20 protein-coding genes, 2 tRNA genes, 1 rRNA gene and 2 pseudogenes are annotated in these 22,619 nt (G+C 41.1%); 3 read left to right on the plus strand and 22 right to left on the minus strand.

Annotated elements, in window-relative coordinates; translation table 11 throughout:
* Positions 1 to 140 precede the first annotated feature (140 nt).
* The 3 genes from ACU8V8_RS16270 to ACU8V8_RS16280 form a co-directional block, all read right to left on the minus strand.
* Positions 141 to 216: transfer RNA gene (locus tag ACU8V8_RS16270), tRNA-Ala, on the minus strand.
* A 111-nt stretch (positions 217 to 327) separates the two neighbouring features.
* Positions 328 to 404, minus strand: a tRNA-Ile gene (locus ACU8V8_RS16275).
* A gap of 76 nt (positions 405 to 480) precedes the next feature.
* Positions 481 to 2,016: ribosomal RNA gene (locus tag ACU8V8_RS16280) — 16S ribosomal RNA — on the minus strand.
* Between the two features lie 650 nt (positions 2,017 to 2,666).
* Here ACU8V8_RS16280 and ACU8V8_RS16285 point away from each other — a divergent pair.
* Entirely contained in the window at positions 2,667 to 3,146 is a 480-nt protein-coding gene (locus ACU8V8_RS16285) for an RNA recognition motif domain-containing protein (protein ID WP_446888195.1), read from the plus strand.
* A 20-nt stretch (positions 3,147 to 3,166) separates the two neighbouring features.
* On the opposite strand, the gene murI is transcribed toward ACU8V8_RS16285, so the two are convergent.
* Both murI and ACU8V8_RS16295 read right to left on the minus strand, forming a co-directional pair.
* A complete protein-coding gene (gene murI, locus ACU8V8_RS16290; RefSeq protein ID WP_446888196.1) occupies positions 3,167 to 3,931 on the minus strand; it encodes a glutamate racemase in 765 nt (254 codons plus the stop codon).
* Between the two features lie 63 nt (positions 3,932 to 3,994).
* Positions 3,995 to 5,109: pseudogene (locus ACU8V8_RS16295) on the minus strand (DUF5610 domain-containing protein).
* Between the two features lie 165 nt (positions 5,110 to 5,274).
* Between ACU8V8_RS16295 and trmA the strand changes: the two are divergent.
* Entirely contained in the window at positions 5,275 to 6,372 is a 1,098-nt protein-coding gene (gene trmA / locus ACU8V8_RS16300; protein WP_446888197.1) for a tRNA (uridine(54)-C5)-methyltransferase TrmA, read from the plus strand.
* Positions 6,373 to 6,377: 5 nt separating this feature from the next.
* Here trmA and ACU8V8_RS16305 read toward each other — a convergent pair whose 3' ends face one another.
* The 5 genes from ACU8V8_RS16305 to ccoG all read right to left on the minus strand — a co-directional run bounded on the left by ACU8V8_RS16305 (position 6,378) and on the right by ccoG (position 10,691).
* The gene (locus ACU8V8_RS16305) at positions 6,378 to 6,833 is read right to left on the minus strand and encodes a DUF523 domain-containing protein (RefSeq protein ID WP_446888198.1); all 456 of its coding nucleotides are present in this window, start codon (positions 6,831 to 6,833) and stop codon (positions 6,378 to 6,380) included.
* Positions 6,834 to 6,893: 60 nt separating this feature from the next.
* Positions 6,894 to 7,532: a thiol:disulfide interchange protein DsbA/DsbL gene (locus tag ACU8V8_RS16310; RefSeq protein WP_446888199.1), complete on the minus strand. Its 639-nt coding sequence runs from the start codon at positions 7,530 to 7,532 to the stop codon at positions 6,894 to 6,896.
* Between the two features lie 35 nt (positions 7,533 to 7,567).
* Positions 7,568 to 8,191 carry a thiol:disulfide interchange protein DsbA/DsbL gene (locus ACU8V8_RS16315; RefSeq protein ID WP_087534422.1) on the minus strand — a complete coding sequence of 208 codons (624 nt, stop codon included), beginning with the start codon at positions 8,189 to 8,191 and terminating at the stop codon, positions 7,568 to 7,570.
* 32 nt (positions 8,192 to 8,223) lie between these two features.
* Positions 8,224 to 9,198, minus strand: a complete 975-nt coding sequence (locus tag ACU8V8_RS16320; RefSeq protein ID WP_087534421.1) for a serine/threonine protein kinase — start codon at positions 9,196 to 9,198, stop codon at positions 8,224 to 8,226.
* Between the two features lie 62 nt (positions 9,199 to 9,260).
* Positions 9,261 to 10,691, minus strand: coding sequence for a cytochrome c oxidase accessory protein CcoG (gene ccoG / locus ACU8V8_RS16325; protein WP_446888200.1), 1,431 nt, complete (start codon positions 10,689 to 10,691; stop codon positions 9,261 to 9,263).
* 281 nt (positions 10,692 to 10,972) lie between these two features.
* Here ccoG and ACU8V8_RS16330 point away from each other — a divergent pair, with 281 nt between their 5' ends.
* Positions 10,973 to 11,332 carry a hypothetical protein gene (locus ACU8V8_RS16330; protein WP_446888201.1) on the plus strand — a complete coding sequence of 120 codons (360 nt, stop codon included), beginning with the start codon at positions 10,973 to 10,975 and terminating at the stop codon, positions 11,330 to 11,332.
* 204 nt (positions 11,333 to 11,536) lie between these two features.
* On the opposite strand, the gene ACU8V8_RS16335 is transcribed toward ACU8V8_RS16330, so the two are convergent.
* The 12 genes and pseudogenes from ACU8V8_RS16335 to gspD all read right to left on the minus strand — a co-directional run bounded on the left by ACU8V8_RS16335 (position 11,537) and on the right by gspD (position 22,616).
* The gene (locus tag ACU8V8_RS16335; RefSeq protein ID WP_446888202.1) at positions 11,537 to 12,157 is read right to left on the minus strand and encodes a UPF0149 family protein; all 621 of its coding nucleotides are present in this window, start codon (positions 12,155 to 12,157) and stop codon (positions 11,537 to 11,539) included.
* 18 nt (positions 12,158 to 12,175) lie between these two features.
* Positions 12,176 to 12,934: a type II secretion system protein N gene (locus tag ACU8V8_RS16340; protein WP_446888203.1), complete on the minus strand. Its 759-nt coding sequence runs from the start codon at positions 12,932 to 12,934 to the stop codon at positions 12,176 to 12,178.
* 2 nt (positions 12,935 to 12,936) lie between these two features.
* Positions 12,937 to 13,410 carry a type II secretion system protein GspM gene (gene gspM / locus ACU8V8_RS16345; RefSeq protein ID WP_087534415.1) on the minus strand — a complete coding sequence of 158 codons (474 nt, stop codon included), beginning with the start codon at positions 13,408 to 13,410 and terminating at the stop codon, positions 12,937 to 12,939.
* Complete coding sequence (gene gspL / locus ACU8V8_RS16350) at positions 13,407 to 14,612, minus strand: type II secretion system protein GspL (RefSeq protein WP_087534414.1); 1,206 nt, start codon at positions 14,610 to 14,612, stop codon at positions 13,407 to 13,409. Before gspL ends, gspM begins: the two co-directional genes overlap by 4 nt.
* Positions 14,609 to 15,595: a type II secretion system minor pseudopilin GspK gene (gene gspK / locus ACU8V8_RS16355; protein WP_087534413.1), complete on the minus strand. Its 987-nt coding sequence runs from the start codon at positions 15,593 to 15,595 to the stop codon at positions 14,609 to 14,611. Before gspK ends, gspL begins: the two co-directional genes overlap by 4 nt.
* Positions 15,592 to 16,251 (minus strand): type II secretion system minor pseudopilin GspJ, encoded by a 660-nt coding sequence (gene gspJ / locus ACU8V8_RS16360; RefSeq protein WP_446888204.1) that lies wholly within the window; start codon positions 16,249 to 16,251, stop codon positions 15,592 to 15,594. Before gspJ ends, gspK begins: the two co-directional genes overlap by 4 nt.
* On the minus strand, positions 16,251 to 16,625 hold the full coding sequence (gene gspI, locus ACU8V8_RS16365; RefSeq protein WP_446888205.1) for a type II secretion system minor pseudopilin GspI: 375 nt from the start codon (positions 16,623 to 16,625) through the stop codon (positions 16,251 to 16,253). Before gspI ends, gspJ begins: the two co-directional genes overlap by 1 nt.
* Positions 16,625 to 17,227 (minus strand): prepilin-type N-terminal cleavage/methylation domain-containing protein, encoded by a 603-nt coding sequence (locus ACU8V8_RS16370; RefSeq protein ID WP_446888206.1) that lies wholly within the window; start codon positions 17,225 to 17,227, stop codon positions 16,625 to 16,627. The genes gspI and ACU8V8_RS16370 overlap by 1 nt, the downstream gene beginning before the upstream one ends.
* Positions 17,228 to 17,273: 46 nt before the next feature.
* On the minus strand, positions 17,274 to 17,696 hold the full coding sequence (gene gspG / locus ACU8V8_RS16375) for a type II secretion system major pseudopilin GspG (protein ID WP_087534409.1): 423 nt from the start codon (positions 17,694 to 17,696) through the stop codon (positions 17,274 to 17,276).
* A 74-nt stretch (positions 17,697 to 17,770) separates the two neighbouring features.
* A complete protein-coding gene (gspF, locus tag ACU8V8_RS16380; protein ID WP_446888207.1) occupies positions 17,771 to 19,006 on the minus strand; it encodes a type II secretion system inner membrane protein GspF in 1,236 nt (411 codons plus the stop codon).
* Positions 19,006 to 20,562: a type II secretion system ATPase GspE gene (gene gspE / locus ACU8V8_RS16385; RefSeq protein WP_446888208.1), complete on the minus strand. Its 1,557-nt coding sequence runs from the start codon at positions 20,560 to 20,562 to the stop codon at positions 19,006 to 19,008. Before gspE ends, gspF begins: the two co-directional genes overlap by 1 nt.
* Positions 20,555 to 22,616: pseudogene (gene gspD / locus ACU8V8_RS16390) on the minus strand (type II secretion system secretin GspD). Before gspD ends, gspE begins: the two are co-directional and overlap by 8 nt.
* Between the last annotated feature and the right edge of the window lie 3 nt (positions 22,617 to 22,619).

Genomic DNA, 22,619 nt, shown 5'->3' on the forward strand with positions numbered 1-22,619 from the left:
ATGTATTCATACGAATTTTATTATCAGCTTTTCCAAATTTTTAAAGAGCAGAGAATCAAAAACTTCTCAAAATTAAACACACTCTATTCTCAGGTGGTGTTGCTACCCGATAAAGAATATTTATTTTTAAGAAGTAAAAGTGGTGGAGCTAAGCAGGATCGAACTGCTGACCTCCTGCGTGCAAGGCAGGCGCTCTCCCAGCTGAGCTATAGCCCCACATATGCTGGTCTTACTGTTTGTATACCGACTTCTTTTTAAGACAAGGCGTAAGTTGAGGCCGTTTAGTTCACTAAACAACGAAGCTTACAACGCAGTATTAAGAAGAAGTGGTGGGTCTGAGTAGATTTGAACTACCGACCTCACCCTTATCAGGGGTGCGCTCTAACCAACTGAGCTACAGACCCAAACAATAAGTGTTGTTCTCTTTACAATTAACAATCATCTGTGTGGACACTACGAACAAATAAGTTCTAAATCGTATAAGGAGGTGATCCAGCCCCAGGTTCCCCTAGGGCTACCTTGTTACGACTTCACCCCAGTCATGAATCACTCCGTGGTAAACGTCCTCCCTAAGGTTAGACTATCTACTTCTGGAGCAACCCACTCCCATGGTGTGACGGGCGGTGTGTACAAGGCCCGGGAACGTATTCACCGCGTCATTCTGATACGCGATTACTAGCGATTCCGACTTCATGGAGTCGAGTTGCAGACTCCAATCCGGACTACGACGCACTTTAAGTGATTCGCTTACTCTCGCGAGTTCGCAGCACTCTGTATGCGCCATTGTAGCACGTGTGTAGCCCTACACGTAAGGGCCATGATGACTTGACGTCGTCCCCACCTTCCTCCGGTTTATCACCGGCAGTCTCCTTAGAGTTCTCAGCATTACCTGCTAGCAACTAAGGATAGGGGTTGCGCTCGTTGCGGGACTTAACCCAACATCTCACAACACGAGCTGACGACAGCCATGCAGCACCTGTATCAGAGCTCCCGAAGGCACCAAACCATCTCTGGTAAGTTCTCTGTATGTCAAGTGTAGGTAAGGTTCTTCGCGTTGCATCGAATTAAACCACATGCTCCACCGCTTGTGCGGGCCCCCGTCAATTCATTTGAGTTTTAACCTTGCGGCCGTACTCCCCAGGCGGTCTACTTAATGCGTTAGCTTTGAAAAACAACTCCGAAGAGCCGAGCTTCTAGTAGACATCGTTTACGGCGTGGACTACCAGGGTATCTAATCCTGTTTGCTCCCCACGCTTTCGTACATGAGCGTCAGTGTTGACCCAGGTGGCTGCCTTCGCCATCGGTATTCCTTCAGATCTCTACGCATTTCACCGCTACACCTGAAATTCTACCACCCTCTATCACACTCTAGTTTGCCAGTTCGAAATGCAGTTCCCAGGTTGAGCCCGGGGCTTTCACATCTCGCTTAACAAACCGCCTGCGTACGCTTTACGCCCAGTAATTCCGATTAACGCTCGCACCCTCCGTATTACCGCGGCTGCTGGCACGGAGTTAGCCGGTGCTTCTTCTGTCAGTAACGTCACAGCTAGCAGGTATTAACTACTAACCTTTCCTCCTGACTGAAAGTGCTTTACAACCCGAAGGCCTTCTTCACACACGCGGCATGGCTGCATCAGGCTTGCGCCCATTGTGCAATATTCCCCACTGCTGCCTCCCGTAGGAGTCTGGACCGTGTCTCAGTTCCAGTGTGGCTGATCATCCTCTCAAACCAGCTAGGGATCGTTGCCTTGGTGAGCCATTACCTCACCAACTAGCTAATCCCACTTGGGCCAATCTTTAGGCGAGAGCCGAAGCCCCCTTTGGTCCGTAGACATCATGCGGTATTAGCAGTCGTTTCCAACTGTTGTCCCCCACCTAAAGGCATGTTCCCAAGCATTACTCACCCGTCCGCCGCTCGTCAGCAAAGTAGCAAGCTACTCTCTGTTACCGCTCGACTTGCATGTGTTAGGCCTGCCGCCAGCGTTCAATCTGAGCCATGATCAAACTCTTCAATTAAAAGTTTTTTGTTCCCACCCAATAAAGAGTAAAGAACAGCTCAATGAATTCTGAATTTATTTAATATCTTTCGATATTGAATTGACTGTGCTGAATAATTACTAAAAGTAACTATTCTGTTGGTCACTCAGTTTCAATTGAGACTCTAAATTTTTTGCCTTGCTTAGCGAACTAAGCCAGGCTGTTAGAACTCAATCTGTACGAGTGCCCACACAGATGATTGCTTTATATTGTTAAAGAACGTTGCGATTAAAGCGCTTTGCTTTACGTCGCTAGGGCTGCGCATATTACGCTTTCCTATTTTTTTGTCAACACTTAATTTTAAACTTTATGAAAAATCTAAACTCAAGTTTTATTCGACTTACTAAGTAGCTCGTGCTCCGCTATGCGTTGCGCTCTGCCGTCTCAGTGGGGTCGCATTATAGGGAGATCCGAAAACAGATCAACCCTTTTTTTAAAACTTTTAATCGTTCGCTCAAAAAGCGCCCAAAAACCTGCAAAATAGTCACTTAACAGAGGGTTTAACGCCATTTTTTACGGCAAATTTAATAATTTCACATAAATAACATTGATATGTTCATTTATCGCGTTAAGATAGCAAGTTCACAATGTTAAATTAATGTTTATTTCCTGTTTATTGGTAGATCAAAATGAAATTACCCGATCAAAAATCTCTTATCTCTTTAGTTATTCTGGCTGTTATTGGTTTTGTTATAGTCAATTTCGCACTTTCAAGCTTAGCACTAAGCCCTGGCTTACTATTTGCTGTAGGTGTTTTAGTTGGTGGCCTTGTAGTTAGTGCACTATCATCTGGCGTTGCAGAAGAAGTCGAAGTAAAAACAAAAACGCTTTATGTTGGCAATCTTCCTTATCGTGCAAATGAAAGTGTTGTTCGCGCCTTATTTGAAGAACAAGGTAAAGTTTTCAACGTACGCCTATTAAAGGATAAAAATACAGGCAAGCGTCGTGGCTTTGGTTTTGTTGAAATGGCGGAGTCAGATGCTGACAATGCTATTTCGCAATTAAACGATAGCGAGTTCCAACAACGTACATTAAAGGTTCGTGAAGCAAAACAAAAACAAGATGATGATTCAACCTCTATGCGTTCAGAGGCGAATCAATCAGTTTAATACGTTCCACCGTTAGCTTATTAGTTAATACAGAAGCCGTTGCATAGTAATGCAGCGGTTTTTTTTTGTTTTGCTTGTATAGTTTCAATATTGGAGGCTAGCCGATCAGAATCGTTTTGCTCAACTAATACTGTTGCAACCCTTTTGGCTATTGCTGCCCCAGAATCCATCAGTTTAATAGCTCTATTATAAAAGTTATCTATTTGCTTAGCCAATATCGGAAAATGCGTACACCCTAATACCAGTACGTCAGTACTTGGCTTAATAGCAAGTCTTTTCATTTCCTTTGCAAACTTAACTTGGTCGAACTCACCTGTAAAATAGAGTCGTTCTGCGATAGCCACCAACTCAACACTGCTATATGAGTCTACAATCAAACCCTTACCATAAAGTGCTATTAATTGCTGAGTATAACTATTGCTTATTGTGGCAGGTGTTGCTAATAAACCTATACGATGGGTTTGTGTAAATAAAGTGGCTGGCTTTATTGCAGGAACAACACCCACAATAGGTATGCTAGTCAACTCTCTTACTTTTGCTAATGCTAATGTCGATGCTGTATTACAAGCTATCACTAGAACATCAACTTTTAATTGGTGGGCTGTAATGTAATGAAGTAAAGAGGTTAGACGTGCAACAATTGTTTCTTGGCTTAACTTACCGTAAGGCAGATAAGCATTATCCATAAAGTAACTTAGCTGAGCTTGAGGTAATAAGGCTTGGATATGCTCAAGTACTGTTGTGCCGCCTATTCCTGAATCGAATACCATAATGTGTGATGACAAACCGCCTACTCCAAGCTTTACTTAAGCTGAGCAGTTTGCCATGAGCATCATATAAAATAAAGCTTAAGCTTCTGACACGGCATCACGAAGTTTATTCATTTGTTCAAACATAGTTTTCGTATAATCGACCAGCTTACTAACCTCTTCTTGATCTTGATTTAGCCATTGTAAAATTCCTGACAACTGATTTTGCAGCCCAAGTTCACTTGCCTTATTAAATGTCTCTCTCAATTCATCATTAAACGGCGCCACTTTATTTGCTACTTCTTTTTCTGGAGCTGGTTTGTTTTCTTCATAACCTTTAATCGATGCAAATGTTTTAGTTTGCTTTAGATCCATCGAAAAAGCGACCAGCTGCTCGCTGCCTAAACTAAGTTCTTGCGCTTGCTCAAAGGCTTCATCTAAATCACCACCAAAGAAAGTTTGACTGACACTTTGTAAGTCTTCCATTAAGGCATTGATTGCCTCTTGTTCATCTTCATTTAAATCACCATTTACTGACATACTAAATGAAAGCTCACGAGATTGAGATGACTCACTAGCAAAACCTTCGCTATCACCAGAGCGCTGATAGCTACTTGCTGACTGCTGAGTAAAGGCATCGGCAAAGCTAATACTTACTTCATCACCTTCGGCAGTTGTAAAATTATACTGCGCATTATTGCTTAAACTTAAATATTGCGCCTGACTAACACTGACAGAATCCGGTTGAGGGTTAAATAGGTCGTCTTCAAATTCATCAAGACCATTAAAAATGCCCTCTTTTGATTTTTCGATACCTTGTTCAATATCGTCATTTAAAACACCAGTATCTTTGAGTTCTGCATACGCATCATCAATACCTATTTGAACTCCTTTGCGAGCATCACTAAGCATACCTTTGAGCTTGTCATCATCAGCGCCATCAGCTTGCGCTTTTTTTACAGCTCCTGTGACAAAGTCTAAAACATTTTTTACGATTTCTTCAAAATCAAACAAAGGCTTGTCTTTTTCTCTTGCTCAACAGGTAAGCCGAGCGCTTCTGCCATTTTGTCGCCCAATACTTTTGCCGCTAGCTCTTTACCACGTTGCTGGTAACTGTCTTGTGGGGACTGTATTGTAGGCTGAGTAAATGCGGCCTTACTGCTGTTTTGATTGACGTTATTGTTTGGGACATAGCCAAAATTGCCAATTTTCATAATCCGACTCCTATATTTGCATTCTTTATTATCGGCAAGTTTACAAAAACCTAAAGTAAAACGGACAAAAAATCAGCACTTACTTTTACTCAAAACTAGACAAATACTTCCGGCCCCCTACAATAGCGCCGACAAATAGCTTAAAGATAGAAGGTAGTGGGCATAATGGCAGTTATTAAGATCGATACATCAACGTACGATGCACAACTAAGTGAAAAAGAGCAGCGTATTATTGCGCAATTCCAACGTTTTGGGGTTGAGCAATTAGAAGTATTTGGCTCAGAGCCTATTCACTACCGCCAACGGGCTGAATTTAGAGTATGGCATGATGGGGATGATTTGTTCCATATTATGTTTGATCAAGCCACAAAAGAAAAAATACGTGTTGATACCTTTGACCCTGCAGCACCTTTAATTGGTGAAGTTATGGCTGCCATGATCGAAAATTTGAAAGACTGCGAAGTCTTACGCCGTAAGTTATTTCAAATTGATTACCTATCTACTTTAAGCGGTGAAATTTTAGTTAGCCTACTTTATCACAAACCACTTGATGAGCAGTGGATGACAGAGATAAAAGCATTAAAGGCTAAACTAAGTAACACATACAAAATTGATTTTATTGGCCGAGCTCGAAAGCAAAAAGAAGTGCTAGGTGAAGACTTTGTTACTGAGCGCTTAACTGTAAATGGCCAAGAGTTAATATTCCAACAAGTTGAAAATAGCTTTACGCAACCAAATGCCAAGGTGAACATTAAAATGCTTGAGTGGGCACAACAGTTATGCGCACCGCTGAAAAACGATCTACTAGAGCTTTACTGTGGTAATGGTAACTTTTCTATCGCCCTAGCCGGTTCATTTAATAAAGTACTCGCAACAGAGATTTCGAAGTCATCAGTACACTCTGCCCAATACAACATAGCTAAAAATAGCGTTACTAATTTAGATATTATTCGTATGTCGAGTGAAGAGTTTACTCAAGCAATGAATGGCGAGCGTACTTTTTCTCGTTTAGAAGGAATTGATTTAACAAGCTACGACTGTCAAACCATTTTAGTCGACCCGCCACGTGCAGGTATGGATACACTTACCTGTGATTTAGTCGCTAACTATGAAAATATTATTTATATCTCATGTAACCCAGACACTTTGGAACGAGACTTAGATCATTTATGCCAAACCCATGAAGTTGAGCGTTTTGCTATTTTTGACCAGTTCCCTTATACCCACCACATCGAGTCGGGTGTTTTCTTACAAAAGAAATAGACTGCTCAGCATGAAGCCAGCGCTTTTAAAAGTGCTGGCATTTGCTCCTCACTAAATACTTTAATTCCATTTCGTTCTAATAACGCAGCCGTTAAACCCATTCCCGCGACTTTAATACCGCGGTGCGAACCATCATAAATCGTATTACGGCCACAAGATGGACTTGATTCTTTTAGTAGTGCAAAGTGGATATTATGAGACAGACACAATTGTAAAGCCCTCTTCGCGCCTAACTTGAATGCAGCCGTTACATCTTCATCGTCATTTGTAATCACTTTATTATGCTTGATTTCAGCTGGCGCTCTAGGTGTCGATAATCCACCAGCAACCTCAGGGCACAGCGGTATAATAACCCCTTGTGATTGCCATGTGGTAATTTGTGGGTGAACTAGCTTTTGCCCAGTACCGTCGTAACGAACAGGCGTTCCGAGTAAACAACTTGAAACGAGTAATTTTTGCATTATTTCTCTAATAACAAAAAAGCTCCGTGAGCGGAGCTTTTATAAGATCAATCTGCTTTGTTATTTAGCAGCTAAGTAGTTAATCAATTTACTAATATCTTCAGGCGCTGTAATACCTGTTTCACGCCCAAGATTCAGCTTGTATTTACCATTTACGATAAAGGTTGGTACGCCTCTCAGAGCACCCTTCTCTTTATAGTAATCTTGCTCGCGTTTCATTTTTGAGGCCATAGTACGTACTGAAAAGCTTTTATAAATTTTATCGAATTTATCACCATCAACACCTTGTGCTACAAATACATCTTTAATATCAGCTAATTCATTAAACTTGGCGCGCTTAGTGTGTATGTGATTAAACATTGCTGCAATCAATGCATCTTTTTGTGGTAGCACTTCAGCTGTAGCAAGCGCTTGAGAAATCATTTGCTGGTTTTCAGTATCACGTACACCCACAAAATCCACATGACTTTTCTTAAAAGTAACTGTTTTGTCTAGTTTAGGTTTAACATCGGCAAGTAAAGCTTCATAGTTATTACATGCTGGGCAGTAAAATGAAAAGAACTCTTTTATTTCAGGCTTTTTACTGGCGCGGTCAGATACTACATCGTAGTGCACGCCTTCTTCATATTCTGTTGGTGCGGCAGTTGCGGCCAAAGGTAATAAAAGTGCCAGTAACCCAGCTTTAACTAATTTGATCATTATTTATTAACTCCAAAAATTATTGTTGTAATAGCTTATTGTTGCAATAAAAAGGCAACTAACTCATCAAGCTGCTGTTGGCTTTTGATAGTATTAATGTTGATTTTATACTTATCATTAACGATAAATGTTGGCACGCCTGTCAAAGCACCCGCTTTAGAAAACTTATTTTGTTTATCTTGCATTGCACGTTCAGCTGAAATTACAGGCATACTAGCAATTTCTTGATCAAATTTAGCTTTATCGATGCCATTTAGCTCAAGTAGCTGCTTTACATCTTTAATGTTATCAAGCGGCGCGCGTTGAACATGAATACTATTAAATATTTGATCAGCAACTTGCTCACCTTTACCATTTAGCTTTGCAATAATGTAGGCATAGCTTAAATTACTTTGCACTTGTGGAGATAAACCACCTAAAAAGTTTACATGATTTTTAATAAATTCAGTGCCTGCTGGTAGGCTTTTTTCCATCGCCTTTGCCACTGGTTCAAACTTAAAACAATGTGGACAATAAAATGAAAAGAACTCTGTTACTTGAGGGGTTTTACTTTTTTCAATATCTAATACCGTATATTGGTCGCCCGCTTTAAAGTCAGCGGCCATAGCGGCGAATGGCAAGCATAATAGTAGTAAACTCAGTTTTAATTTTTTAAGCATTTGACTCTCTATTCATTTTTCTTGAAAATAATTTATGGCAGTAACTTTAGCGGTGGTTCTTGCAGTGCAGAGTACTGCTCTTTTAAAGCTAAAATTTGTTGCTCCCAGTATTTGTCATCCGCAAACCAAGAAAAGTTCCTTGGAAATGCAGGATCATCCCAGCGTTTAGCTAACCACCCCATATAATGAATCATACGCATAGCACGTAATGGTTCAATCAATTTAAGTTGAGCGTGGTCAAAATCACAAAACTCTTCATAAGCAGCCACTAAGGTGTCTAACTGTAACAGTTGATTATTTCGATCGCCACTGAGCATCATCCATAAATCTTGTATTGCGGGACCTTGGCGGCTATCGTCTAAATCAACAAACATTAGCGCATCCCCGGACCACAGAATATTACCAGCATGGCAATCACCGTGTAGACGAATCGTTTCAACGTTTTTGTACTGAGCTTTTGTTTCAGTGATCACCATATCTAAAATGGTATAAAACGCAGTCCCAAGGCTTGCGGGAACGAGATTACTATTTTGTAGCTGAATTTTAGCTGTATCTAAATATTCATCACAGCCGATCAACGGTCGCTCTTTAAACTCGCTCGCTTTCGCAACTTGATGCATACGACCAATCAAACGGCCCAAGACATCTAGTTGGTCAAGGTTATCAACTTCAAAAATTCGTCCTCCAACACTTGGGAACAAGGTAAATAAAGACCCATTGTGTTCAAATAAACTTTCATCATTATGAATTATAGGTGCTACAACTGGCACCTCCGCGTCTGCGAGTTCAAATGCAAAGCTATGTTCTTCTAATATTTGCGCTTTGCTCCAACGCTCAGGACGATAAAACTTCACCACATAACGATTACCATCTTCAGCTTTAAATTGATAAACCCGATTTTCGTAACTATTTAACGCCAACAACCCCGATTCAGCATAAATGCCAATACTTTCTACGGCATCTAAAATAGAGTCGGGTGTTAAGCCTTCAAAGCTAAATTTACTCATAATTCTCATCAATATAAAAAAGCGGGAAAACCCCGCTTTTTAATTTATGTTAGTGTACTTAACTATCGCGCTTTAAAAAAGTTACTCGGCTGCGAAATTTTCGAGCTAGGGTCATTTACTGGCGATAAAACAAAGTTAAACTCAGTCATTGGTTTTTTCAAATCATACGGATCCACCACTAATGACAATGGTACATTATGTGACTCACCCGCTTGCACCGTGAATGTTTGCTTACCAATGTATTTAAAGTTTTCTAATCCCTCGACCTTAATATTAAAGCTTTGCTCATATTGTGCTTTGTTGATCACCTTAAGCGTGTAAGTATTCTCAACTAAGCCGTTAAAGTCGACCCGATAAAGTTGGTTTCTATCGCGAATAATATCTAAATCCATCGGCTTACGCATCACGATATTACCCACTAATGCACCACTTAGCACAATTAAAATAACTAAGTATCCAATAATTTTGGGGCGCAATGGATTGGTTTTATTCTCTGGCGTTTCTAAATTGCGTTCCGTGGTATAAGAAATAAGTCCTCGAGGGTAATTCATTTTGTCCATAACGCCATCACATGCATCAATACATGCGCCACAGTTGATACACTCAGCTTGTAGACCATTACGAATATCTATACCTGTCGGGCATACTTGTACGCATAAATTACAATCAATACAGTCACCTAAGTTAAGCTCTTTAGGGTCTTGTTTGCGTGAACGAGGACCGCGGTTTTCACCTCGCTTCTCGTCATAACTTACGGTATAAGTATCTTTATCAAACATTGCTGATTGAAAGCGTGAGTAAGGACAGATATGTAGACACATGATTTCGCGCATCCAACCAGCATTACCGTAGGTACATACGGCGAACACGATAATACTCACTAATGCGTAACCACCCACATTGAAGGTGATAAAGTCAGGCAGGAGCTCACGAATAGGCGTAAAATAGCCGACAAATGAAATAGCGGTATAAAGTGAAAACGCGATCCAGCTTGTATGTTTAGCCGCTTTTCGCCAAAACTTATCAAAGTCCATTGGCCTTTGATCAAGCTTTTTACGCTGGTTAGCTGTGCCTTCAAACCTTTCTTCAAACCAAATGAATATAAATGTCCAGACAGTTTGCGGGCATGTGTAACCACACCAGACGCGACCGTAGAAAGTCGTTACCAAAAATAGGGCGAATGCTGCCAACATTAGAATAAATGCTAAAATAGTGAAATCTTGTGGCCACAAAGTAAGGCCAAAAATATTATACTTTTGCCCCATTAAATCAAATAATACAGCCTGTTGACCGTTAAAGTTTATCCATGGCAGCAGCATAAATGCGAGCATGCCGATAAACCCAATACGCTGCCTTAATAATTGATGCAAGCCTTTAACTGCACGTACATAAATACGATTTCGGGGATTAAACCTATCCTCTGGAGCATTAAGATCGGGTTTTTCGATCTTTACCTCTGTCGGAATATTTTTTACCTTAATTTGCTTTTCCATCGAAGTTCCTCAACGCCTTTGGAGAATAATAGTCAAACAATTATTGCTCGCCGTTATAGCTAATGTATTTAACTTAACTGTTAAAGTAGAGCTAAACTAAACATACCCAAGTATGTTCAGAGATTTCTGAAAAATCTAATTGTTCTTTAGCATTATATCAAGTCTGCTCAAAAAAGCTGACATTGATCGCTAATAATTTATTCATCTTAGTCACTTGCTTTATAAAGGTGCATTTTATTACACTGTTGCTCAACTCTTACCCGTTCAGATCAAAGTCAACTATGAAAAAATTTCTTTTTCTTGTTATTGTCGTACTCGCGCTCTTTACCATTGACCACCCAATGATAAAAGAACCCAGAGAAAAACTACTCGGCGAAGGTGTCGGTATTTTAAGCAGTGCAAGCAATATTAATCGCGGTCCAGCTGCAAGCATGGCTAAAAACAGAATTAAATCAACACTATCATTATCAGAGTCTGAGCTTGAGTACTTAGAAGAAACCATGCAAACAGATGAGCAATTACAACTGTTTCACACGCGATACTGTCGCAGCAAAGATCTAAATCTTTATTTTTACGAAGACCGTTTAAATACAGTATGTAAAATTGCAGCTGAATCACTCGCAGAACGCAGAGGCAAATAGTGGACTTTTCAGCGCTAACCAAAAAAAGTAGTGAGTCATTTAATCAGCATAAGAATCTATTAAAAAAGCTGGCGAAAGGGCAGACTGTAAAATGCGAGCAGTGTCAGGGGGTTCTAACGTTAGATTTAAAAACCCCTAAGCCTGGCCAAGGGGTTGCTAGGTGCGCTAAAGGCTGCACTGAAATAGTATTAGAGCTAGGTTAACCTAGCTCCAACTCTCATCTTCTTCACTATATAAACCGCTTTGCACAGCGATTATTTCTATTAGCTCAGCAAATCCTAATGCAAAATCGCCCATAAGTTCATACTGGCTTTGCGCTAGCTGTACGTCAGTTATACTATTTTGCTCAGCAATAGTAGTCATCACTTGTGCATCCAGAGCGAAAAAAACTAAGCTTGCATACGCAGTTTGTAAAGCCTCTAACAAGTTTGCATCTAAAGCCGGCGCTTGGCTCAGTTTGATGTAGTATTCTTGTGCGCCCTGAATAAAACCCTGACACCACATTTGGCATTCATCAAGATCTAGGTAACTGTCACTATCAGCATGATGTTTTAACGTGACTGGTAGCTTAAAACCAGTTTCATAAACTTGTTCACTTATTTGGTGGTATAGCCCCATAAAAGCAAACAAGATTGTTTCATCAAGCTGACCTCCGGTATTAGGCACTATAACTTCGAGCCATTGGTGAACGTCTAGTGGCTCAGGAGAACAAATCACTGCAAACAAATAGCCTTGGCTTTGAGGAAGCGTCATGGCTTGACCATGGCTTGCCAAAAATGTACTTAATTGCTGTGCGTGCTCAGGTGTAAATGCGGGTATTTGCATGAAAAACTCAATATGACATTAAAAATTAAGCGGATAGCGTCCATCTCTATCGGCGCGGCCTAAAAATTTAGCTGCATCATGCACTTCTTTTGGCAATGTTGCATCCGGTTTAATGAATCCTGCAACTTTAAAGTCTAAATTCGCCTTTAATACGGCATCGGCTTCTAACCCCAGACGATTATCAGGATCAACTAATACTGCGACATCACCTGATTTACAGCTCAATCGACCGCTTAGTGGGCCAATACTAAACCAACCGGATAGACCTTGAACGTCAATATTAGGGCTGGCGATTTCACCGTTTAGCGCATCACAATAAGGAACGCCCGATTTATACTCATCTAGGTCAACAATTACTCGACCTTTCGCTTTTACTGGCAAAGGTAGCTGCAAGCGATCCATTGCTCGTTCAACACTCAACCTAAGTGTTGCGTCGGTAAGTGAAACAGTTTGATCGAATAAGCCATAGTTAAAATCTCCACGACCAGAAATATCAGCCGTATCACGAACATTACCAAATTTGAGGTTTCCGGTTAATTGCCCAGTAAAAAGGGCCCATCCAGAAATATCCCAACTTAGGTTATTAATTTGCTCACCTTGATAGTGCAGCTGCATGATACGACCTTGCCACACACTGCCAGAGGCTTGACCTAGTTTTAGATCTTTCGGTAAATAACCACTCGCTAAGTTGATAGCAACTGCTGCAGGTGTTTTTATTACTGCAAATACAATAAAGCTAATAATAAATATAATTATAAGAAACGCTGTTTTTTTCATTATTACTTCTCTAATACCAGTCGGCTTACGCGTACATAACCTTGCTTATCGTCACGGCTGAGATCTAAATTTTCAATCTGCACACCTTCTTTGTAAACAATCTCATCAAGCCACTGTACTAACTTATTAAATTGCACTGAGTCTATTGTTAAACGTAATGAGTTATCGTTAGGTTGCATTTTGCTAATAGTGATACCAAAGCGGCCACGTGTAGCATTAACTATTTGGCTTAAGTTTTTATTGTTTACAACAGAGCGACTGCCCGCTGCTTTTAATCGAACAATGCTGCTATCAACCCAAGTCAAAAGCTCTTGTTGCTTTACTTGGTCCTGCTGCGCTTTGGCAATGGCATTATTAAGCGGTCTAAAGATACCCATAACCAAAACAAAAATAACAAAAATACCACCAGCAATCATTACCAACTGTTGCTCTTGCTCTTTCAATGAGCGCCAATACTTCACTAGTTGTTGCTTCATGCTGCACCTCCTAGTTTTAATTCACCAACCACAAAATCACCGTCGTTGTTTAACGAGCCTTGATCAACCGTTAAGCCTCGTTGCTCTAAAATTGACTTCACTTTACCAAAGGTTTGAAAATCTTTACCACGAGCACGAATTCTTAATTCATTACGGCGTTGGTCATAGCGTAGTGTTTCTGGAGTGAAATCTTGCACTTGACTAAACACAGTAACCAGCTCACTGGTTAAGTCTAAAAAGCCTGCGCTACTGCCGCCCTCTAATTTAGCTAGCTCGCCGTTGATTTGGCTTTTAATTAGATGAGGTCGCACAGTTTTTCCCGGAAATGCATTTTGATAGCGTTCTACCACTTGTGATTTTGCCACCTCAAGGTCTCGAGTAAGCTGATGCAGCTCAAACCCTTTAATTAATATAGAACTCACTAATGCAATGCTGGCAGCAATAGCTGCACCTTTCCAGTAACCCCACCAAAGTGCGCTTTTTTTCTTTAACTGATACTCGCCTTGGCGTAGGTTGAACTTGGTATTAGGTAATTGCGTAGCAAATAATGCTAGCGGTAAATCGTAAGCAGAAGTTTGCGCATCAAGATTCACTGTATCAGGGAAATTAGTAGCAGGGCTGTAATGAGCAATATCAGGATTACCCAGTGCAGATAGATACTCTGCCAGCCATGATTGCTCAACCGCACTAATGTGCCATTGCCCAAACTTACAAAGCCATTGCCCTTTTAGCTCAATTGCACTGATGCCTTGCTCTGCGGTTGGAAGTAATAATGCATCTGGTAAGAGAGTAAATACTTCAATATCATGCTCAGCAAAAACCCCAAGCCAGCTTTCAAACCATTCTCGATCTGTCATTGCTACATTAATTGCGTGCTTTTCACCAACTATTGTTGGTTCGGCAATAGCAATAAACAAATCATCAACATCACATGCAATGTCTTCTTCAAGCATGTAAGGCAATGCTTGCTCCAGTTTTCGGTTCCATTTAGTAGGAAGTTCAACTGTTTTTAACTGCACTTGATCACTTGGTAACAAAACCACAACTTCACGGCTTTGTGCTTTATCAGTTAACTCTGTTAATTGCTCAGCATTAGGCAGTTCGCCACTGGCAATTATTTCTTGTTCTAATGGCGAGTAAACCAACCAATGAATACAATCTTGTTGGGTTTGACCCGTTCGGATCAAGAGTGTTTCTGTCACTGTACGCCTCCAAATTTTCGCGCCAGTATAGTTACTTCGCCATTTTTGGCTTGCAGTAAAGTGGTCATCGAAAAACGCAGTTCTACAAATTCAGCCTGCGCCTGTAGTTTAAAATATTCGCTATTAATAGTGAACAGATCTTCAACGGACTTCACATTTTGTGCGCCTTGTTGATTTATCTGTTCAAAAAATTCTTCAATATCCCCAAAGCCTTCTTCAGGGCGAGCTGAGAGCACACTTTGCGCGCCAGACTCTTCCAAACCATCAATCAGCGCACTTAATAAAAGCGCATGCTCTGGGTCTAATGTGTTGACATTAATAGCCAGTAGCTCGCTGCCTGGTATAACACACACATAAGGAAGTACCTTTTCCATGACAAGTGGATTAAACCCTCGAATTAAACGTAACTCTGAGGTCGAAGCAAAGTAATTATTAGCAGTTAAGTACGGAAAATCTCGTGATGAGTATTCATCTTCTTCAGCCCCTGAACGGTAAGTAATATTGTCTTGATCCAGCCAATCATAGACACTATCTGCCATGGTTTCTTCGGATTCATCCGAGGGGAGATCTTCAATATTTTCAAGTAATGCTAATAAGGCTTTATGCGCAGGGTTGGTTTTTGTTTTACCATTTGCCGGCGCTTTCGCTCTTAGCGCATTTAAATTTAAACACGCCTGTAAATCAGTAATATTACCTTGTAGGGTGCCATTATCAACTGGGTATGGAATATCACCCTGTTGTGCCCAAATTTGTTGCAGCGTGGTTTTATCTGGGTCGTCTTTCTTACTTTGCTGCAAAGCTTTGATGGCTAGCTCTTCAGCAGCATAAGCATACCACTTAGCTTGTTGATGGCCTTGAATGTTAGTACTACGCTGTACTTGCACCATCAAATTTGCGCTCATTTCTACAGCCAGAATAGAAGCCAGCGCAACGATGAATAAAACAATGACTAAGGCAGCTCCGCGTGACGACTTACTGTTCATGAGTCATCACCTAGATTTTGGCCGTTTCCTGGTGTTTGCGTAGAAGGTGTCGCAACCTTCCCATCACCTGGGACTAAAAAAATCCGCTTAATCGGCTCTTCTTCAATTTGCTGAATTGTCACCGCAACCGCTTTAGGTAATGCTTTTATTTGCCACTGCTCTTGCCATTCATTTTTGTCATCTAAAAATTCAAACTTAAGGTCTTCAATATCGTCTAAAATAACTTGCGCACGCGGCTCTGTATTATCGAGCTGATCTACATAAACACGATATACACGTTCGAGCTTATCGTCGATAACTCGATAACCCACAGCCTGTAACTCAGAGCGAGGAAGTAAGTTAATAGGATTGATCCAACCATCACGAACAAAGCCAATACCATCATACTGACTATCAAGCGTGTAGCGTCCTGCTAAAATATAGCCTTCTTGAATATCGCCAGATTGATTGCGCACTTCACGTTTTGTCATCTGACTAAAGTCTTGATCCATTAACCTAAAGGTAGTCTGCAAACCATTAAGCTCAGCTATTTTTTCGTCAGATGCTTCTTTGGCTTTAGTTGTAGAGTCTAAGATTTGGTGAGTCGCTAATACTACAAAAGCTAAAATGCCCAGCGCTACCATTACCTCTAGCAGTGTAAAACCACGTTGTTTCACTATTTACCGCCTTTATTTAAATAGCTCGTTAACTCATACACTGAGTGCTCTAACTTTTCATCGGTAAATACATTGATCGTCACTTTAACAAAACTTTTATCGGCAGTTGCCACCACATCTTGACGCCAATACCAGTCGATACCAGCCATATTCTCAGTGCCCTTTTGACCATTTTTGCCTTGCCACTCTTTCCCTTTTGCGCGTTGCTCAACCATGACGTTTTCAGCAACCCAAGAGGCATAAGTCTGTTCTTCAAGGCTTGATAAATGATTAATGTGCTCTCCCGTCGCTTGCATAGCAGCAATACCAGCGAGCGCACAAATACTCAGTGCAACCATGACTTCTAGTAAGGTAAACCCTTTAAAGCTGTGCATTATTCAGGCTCTCTACGTAGGTTTACAGGAGCTAAAAACTCACCTTCAATGAAGTAAACAGGCTCTCTTTGCTCTTCTAGCTCAAGAGTCAATTGAAACGCGCTGATCTCTCCTGACGATAAAATGAGTACTTGTGGTATTTTAAGCTTTTTTAACTCTAATAGGCTTTCATCATCGCCTGAACTCATAAGCTCACGCCAATTAGATTGCTCTAATAGGTTTTCTTGTGCCCAGGCTAAATCTTCTAAGTTTAGGGTTAGTTTAAAGTCTTCTGTGATGGTAAGCGGCGCAAACAGTTTTTCGCGATCGAAGGTGATCCATTTTTCACCGTCAAACACTAAAAATTCAAAGATGTCTTCATCGATATGAAAACCTAGTTCAACTTGGTTTAATATGGCAAATTCAGACGCCATGTTAATGGTGGTATGCAGTCTCAATGCTTGCTTTTCTAGCGCGTCTTCAGCGCCGCCATCAAGACTGTATACCACCATTTTGGTGGCAAAGGCGATAACCACCAATACCACTAAAATTTCTATTAAGCTAAACCCTTTTATAACAGAGCGCTGCTTAGCATGGCGCAAAGATGCCCGATTTATTATCATAATAAATCGCGCTCTTTTTTAGTTTGCGCCTTGCTTGAATGCTTCATTATTGCTTTTCTTCATCCCAGTTACCGATGTCATCATCAGTACCGGCTTCGCCATCAGGCCCCATTGAAAAAATATCAATTTTACCAATTTCTCCTGGGCTAATTAACTGATACGGATTGCCCCATGGATCTTCTGGTAATTTAGAAATAAACCCACCTTCAGGGAAGCGACGTGGAACAGGCTCTATACTAGTTTGATTAACTAGACCTTCAAGACCTTGCTCAGTGCTTAAGTAAGCTTTATTTTTTAGTTTATAAAGGCTCATCGCATCTTCAAGTTGTTGAATATCTAAATGCGCTTTATCGATGGCAGCCTCTTCTTGTTGCCCCATGATATTTGGTGCCACGATTGACATGATCATGCCAATGATAACCAGTACTACCATAACTTCGAGTAATGAGAAACCTGATTGTTTATTCACGTATGTACCTCTATTTTCTTATTAATTAATCACTGTAACAACACACATACTGCTGCTACAAATCCTTGAAAATGTTAAAGCCCGATTGCTTTATTCATTGCCATAATTGGTTGTAAAATTGCCATTACGATAAACAAGACTATCACCGCCATAGACGCTATCATCGCAGGCTCTAAGAGTTTTAGCGAGACATTTACCATGGTCTCAAATTCACGATCCTGATTGTTTGCAGCACGCTCTAGCATTTGCTCAAGCTCACCGGATTTTTCGCCACTGGCAATCATATGCAGCATCATAGGCGGAAACAACTTCGTTTCTTGTAAAGACGCGCGTAAGCTTGCCCCTTCACTCACGCGTGTTGCAGCATCACCCACCGACTTTTTGATTTTTTCATTAACGAGCACTCCACCCGAAATTCGCATACCTTCAAGCAAAGGTACCGAGCTTGAAGATAAAATACTTAGAGTACGAGCAAAACGCGCTGTGTTTATGCTACGCGCCACTTTACCTATGCCTGGCATTATTAAAATTTTGGAATCATACCAAAAGCGAATCTTAGGTTGCTTCAACGCATGTTTTATAGAGATTGCGAGCATGGTGATCACTACTAATGAGATCAGCCAATAATTCTGCACAAAGTTACTGGCAGCCATTACCCACTCGGTAGTCCAAGGTAATACCTGTTTTGATTTTTCAAATGTTTTAAGAATTTTAGGCACCACAGTACCTAATAAAACAGAAACGATACCAATGGCAAAAATCACTAAGATCACAGGATATACCATGGCTTGCGTAATTTGACTGCGCATATGTTGGCGTTGCTCTGTGTAATCAGCTAAACGGTTTAGTACGGCATCTAAGTGGCCCGACTTTTCTCCAGCCGCCACCATAGCGCGATATAAGTTATCAAATACATGAGGAAACTCTGACATACCGTCAGCTAAAGTGTAACCTTCAACAACTTTTGAACGCACAGACATCAGCATGCGTTTTAAGCGCGGCTTCTCACATTGTTCAGCAACAGCCATAACGGCACCTTCAACTGGCAATGCAGATTGAATAAGCGTTGCAAGCTGGCGGGTAATAAGTGCTAAATCCGACGTAGAAATTTTAGATTTAAACAAGCCGCCAAAAGCAGATTTTTTCGCCCCTTTAACTTGTTTATCACCTTCAGCTGCCGGAACAACCTCTAGCGGAGTAAGCCCTTGCTCACGTAAAGATTGGCGTATTTGCTTTGCTGTATCAGCTTCTAAAATGCCTTTTTTCTCTTTTCCGCGGCCATCTAAAGCACGGTACTCAAACGCAGCCATTAGCCTTCCTCACGGGTAACACGTAATACTTCTTCCAGAGTAGTCTTACCTGCTAATACGCGACTACAGCCATCTTGACGAATACTCGGGGTATGTTTGCGAATGTATTTTTCAACACTCTGCTCGCCTTTACCACTGTGAACAAGCTCTCGTACGGTTTCATCAACGACGAGTAGCTCGTGAATACCTGTACGGCCACGGTAACCATTAAAGTTGCACTCTTCACAGCCCATCGCACGATAAATTGTTGGCGGATTATCGCTTGCTACACCAAGGAGTTCACATTCACGCTCGTCGGCAACATGCGCTTCTTTACAACTATCGCATAAAGTACGGACTAAGCGCTGCGAAAGGACCCCCAGTAACGACGATGATAATAAGAATGGTTCGACCCCCATATCTTCCATCCGTGATATAGCACCAGCTGCGGTATTGGTATGTAACGTAGACATGACTAAGTGACCAGTTAGTGAAGCTTGCACACCAATTTGTGCCGTTTCTAAATCACGTATTTCACCGACCATCACCACATCGGGATCTTGGCGTAAAATTGCGCGCAGACCACGAGCAAAAGTCATGTTCACTTTTGCGTTAACTTGGGTTTGACCAATCCCGGGAATTTCATACTCGATTGGGTCTTCTACGGTTAGAATATTGCGATCCCGAGAGTTAATTTGGCTCATACCGGCATAAAGCGTGGTACTTTTACCAGAACCAGTTGGACCCGTCACCAATATGATACCGTGAGGCTTACTGATCAAGTCAGAAAACAGCTCACGATTTCGTAGCGTCATGCCTAAGTCTTCAAGATTTAAACGGGCATTATTTTTATCGAGTAAACGCAGTACCACTCGCTCACCAAAACTTGACGGCATGGTTGATACCCGGACATCTACTGCACGCCCTGCAATACGTAAACTTATACGACCATCTTGTGGGATACGCTTTTCAGCAATATCAAGCTTGGCCATTACTTTAATACGTGAAACTAACAGCGATGCCAGTTTACGGTTAGGTTTAAGCACTTCTTTAAGTACGCCATCAACCCTAAAGCGAATAACAAGCTCTTGCTCAAAGGTTTCAATGTGAATATCTGAAGCACCTTCTTTGATTGCTTCACTAAGCATCGCGTTAATCAGTTTAATGATTGGCGCGTCATCATCACCGGCCAGTAAGTCTTCCGTTTGTGGCATTTCTTCAGCAAGCGAAAATAGGTCAACTTCGTTACCAATATCTTCCATCATTTGCTGTGTTTCAGAGCTATCGCGCTGGTATGAGGCCTCTAGTAATAACTCAAATTTATCGTCTTCCAGCTGCTCAAGAGTAAAACCATGCCCTGCAATTCTACGAACTTCGAGTAGAACATCAATTTCAAGCTCACCACGATAATACACTACCCAGTCATCGTCATTTTTACTTAATAGCACACCAGTACGTCTGGCGTAAGAAAATGGCAACCGCTTAGGTGGTAACTCAACTAAGTCATCACTGGTTAGCAGCTCATTGTGTTGTGCTGCTTCAAGCTCTTCATTTACTGATGTAATAGCTTCAGTCATTATTGCGCTCATCCGCATTTTGCTGCTTTAAATATTCTTCATATGTTGGTGGCAACACTAATGCATCATTCCACTCAGGTAAAATGGGTGCTTCAGTTAGTGGCATTAAATCAATACCATCTTCTTTTTGCTTATGCTGTTCACCACGAATAAAGTTATATTTAGAGTGGCTAAGTTGATTCATTTTAACGCCATCTCGGATAATCGTCGGGCGTATAAATACTATCAAGTTACGTTTACGCTTACTGGTGCTCGTTGAGCGGAATAAGTGACCAAGAATCGGAATATCACCTAATAAAGGCACTTTCGAAACACTCTCTTGTACATCTTCGTCAATCAAACCACCAAGTACCACCATCCCGCCATCATCCGCCATAACAGTAGTTTTAATTGCACGTTTATTGATAGAAATATCAACCGATGTAGTACCACTTACCCCTGATACTTCTTGCTCAATAGTTAGCTGAACTGCTGTGCCATCATTAATTTGCGGTGTTACTTTTAATTTTACACCTACTTCTTGACGTTCGACTGTTTGGAATGGATTTGAGTTATTAGAACCCGTTTGCGAGCCTGTAATTATAGGGACTTCTTGACCTACAATCATAGATGCCTCTTCATTATCCATGGTCGTGACAGAAGGCGTAGCAAGAATGTTTGAATTAGTATCTGTTGATACTGCTTGAATTATCGCGCCCCAGTCGTTTTTAATAATCCCCATGGCAAGTCCGTTAATCCCTCCTAGTAAAGCGGCAAGAGGGTTTAAATCACCTTCGACTGTTTCATCATATTCGTTTAATTCGGCATTATCGCCTGTGATGGTTTTAGTTACTGTAGTGTCACGAGCTTGTTCAGCAGCAACCGCTAAAGAGCCAACAGGAACTGTAGTGCCGTTATTAAACTGCATCATACCACCCTGCTCAGAAATCCACTGCAAACCAAAGTTAACACCATCGGCTTCCATGACTTCAACAATAATAGCTTCAACAAGTACTTGAGCTCGGCGAATATCTAATCGCTCAATAACAGATTCAAGTGAACGCATAGTATCTGGCTGAGCAGTAATAACCAGTGAATTTGAATCAGGATGTGCTTCAATACTAGTCTCATTTTGACTGCGGCTACGTGTTTTTGTTGCGCTACCTTGCCCTTCTTCAGCAAGTGTTTTACTTACACCTTGGAGTACTTTTACTAAGTCTTCTGAATTGGCGTAATTTAAGTAAATTACTTTAGTGTTACCTTGGTTTTGTAACTCGCCATCAAGACGCTTAATCAATTCAATAGCACGATTTCTAGCTTGCCCTTCACCGCTCACAATAACGCTATTAGTACGGCCATCAGCAACCACTTTAGGGATTAAGAACTCAGGAACCACTGCCTTTGCCACTATCTTTATAAATATTCTCAACGACGGATACCACATCGTCAGCGGTAGCAAAGTTAAGCTTAACAATATCAACCCGTTTATCACCCGCTTGGTCAACCGAACGGATGATTTCTACTAACCTGTTTACTGAAGCAGCATGACCGGTCAACATCATTACGTTTGCGGCGTTAAAATTGGCAACATGACCGCCATCTTTTTGGTCACTAAATTGGCGTACTAATGGGCCTAGCTCTTGTACACTTACATTCTTTACTCGTACTACACGAGTCACCATCATATCGCCACTGGCTTGGTTATCTTCAGTAATTAACGGAACGTTTGATTTTTTGGCATCTGAGCTTTTTTCTATTTTTATGATGCCGTTATCCATTTCGACAGCAGAATAGCCATACACTTCCAACACATTTAAGAAAAACTGATAATACAGTGCTTCATCCATTAACTCATAACTACGCACATTTACTTTGCCACGCACATTAGGGTCAATGATCACCGTCTTGTTTAGGTTTTTACCCACGATATTAATAAACTCATTAATATCTGTGCCTTTAAAATTTGCAGCATATTCAACGGCTGACACCGATAAAGATAAACTAGCCGCAAAAAAAAGTGTTGCGTACTTAGCTAACCCTTTTCTGATTTTTTTGAGGTGTAGCACGTTAACCATTAT

The sequence above is a fragment of the Pseudoalteromonas sp. SaAl2 genome (assembly GCF_052947895.1).

What these genes read in the sequence shown, in the direction of transcription:
- gspI (WP_446888205.1), bottom strand. Translation starts at nt 16,625, where the DNA reads ATGCACAGCTTTAAAGGGTTTACCTTACTAGAAGTCATGGTTGCACTG.
- ACU8V8_RS16320 (WP_087534421.1), bottom strand. Translation starts at nt 9,198, where the DNA reads ATGAGTAAATTTAGCTTTGAAGGCTTAACACCCGACTCTATTTTAGAT.
- ACU8V8_RS16340 (WP_446888203.1), bottom strand. Translation starts at nt 12,934, where the DNA reads ATGAAAAAAACAGCGTTTCTTATAATTATATTTATTATTAGCTTTATT.
- trmA (WP_446888197.1), top strand. Translation starts at nt 5,275, where the DNA reads ATGGCAGTTATTAAGATCGATACATCAACGTACGATGCACAACTAAGT.
- gspF (WP_446888207.1), bottom strand. Translation starts at nt 19,006, where the DNA reads ATGGCTGCGTTTGAGTACCGTGCTTTAGATGGCCGCGGAAAAGAGAAA.
- ACU8V8_RS16310 (WP_446888199.1), bottom strand. Translation starts at nt 7,532, where the DNA reads ATGATCAAATTAGTTAAAGCTGGGTTACTGGCACTTTTATTACCTTTG.
- ACU8V8_RS16315 (WP_087534422.1), bottom strand. Translation starts at nt 8,191, where the DNA reads ATGCTTAAAAAATTAAAACTGAGTTTACTACTATTATGCTTGCCATTC.
- gspK (WP_087534413.1), bottom strand. Translation starts at nt 15,595, where the DNA reads ATGAACAGTAAGTCGTCACGCGGAGCTGCCTTAGTCATTGTTTTATTC.
- ACU8V8_RS16370 (WP_446888206.1), bottom strand. Translation starts at nt 17,227, where the DNA reads ATGATAATAAATCGGGCATCTTTGCGCCATGCTAAGCAGCGCTCTGTT.
- gspM (WP_087534415.1), bottom strand. Translation starts at nt 13,410, where the DNA reads ATGAAGCAACAACTAGTGAAGTATTGGCGCTCATTGAAAGAGCAAGAG.
- ACU8V8_RS16305 (WP_446888198.1), bottom strand. Translation starts at nt 6,833, where the DNA reads ATGCAAAAATTACTCGTTTCAAGTTGTTTACTCGGAACGCCTGTTCGT.
- gspE (WP_446888208.1), bottom strand. Translation starts at nt 20,562, where the DNA reads ATGACTGAAGCTATTACATCAGTAAATGAAGAGCTTGAAGCAGCACAA.
- ACU8V8_RS16335 (WP_446888202.1), bottom strand. Translation starts at nt 12,157, where the DNA reads ATGCAAATACCCGCATTTACACCTGAGCACGCACAGCAATTAAGTACA.
- ACU8V8_RS16285 (WP_446888195.1), top strand. Translation starts at nt 2,667, where the DNA reads ATGAAATTACCCGATCAAAAATCTCTTATCTCTTTAGTTATTCTGGCT.
- ACU8V8_RS16330 (WP_446888201.1), top strand. Translation starts at nt 10,973, where the DNA reads ATGAAAAAATTTCTTTTTCTTGTTATTGTCGTACTCGCGCTCTTTACC.
- ccoG (WP_446888200.1), bottom strand. Translation starts at nt 10,691, where the DNA reads ATGGAAAAGCAAATTAAGGTAAAAAATATTCCGACAGAGGTAAAGATC.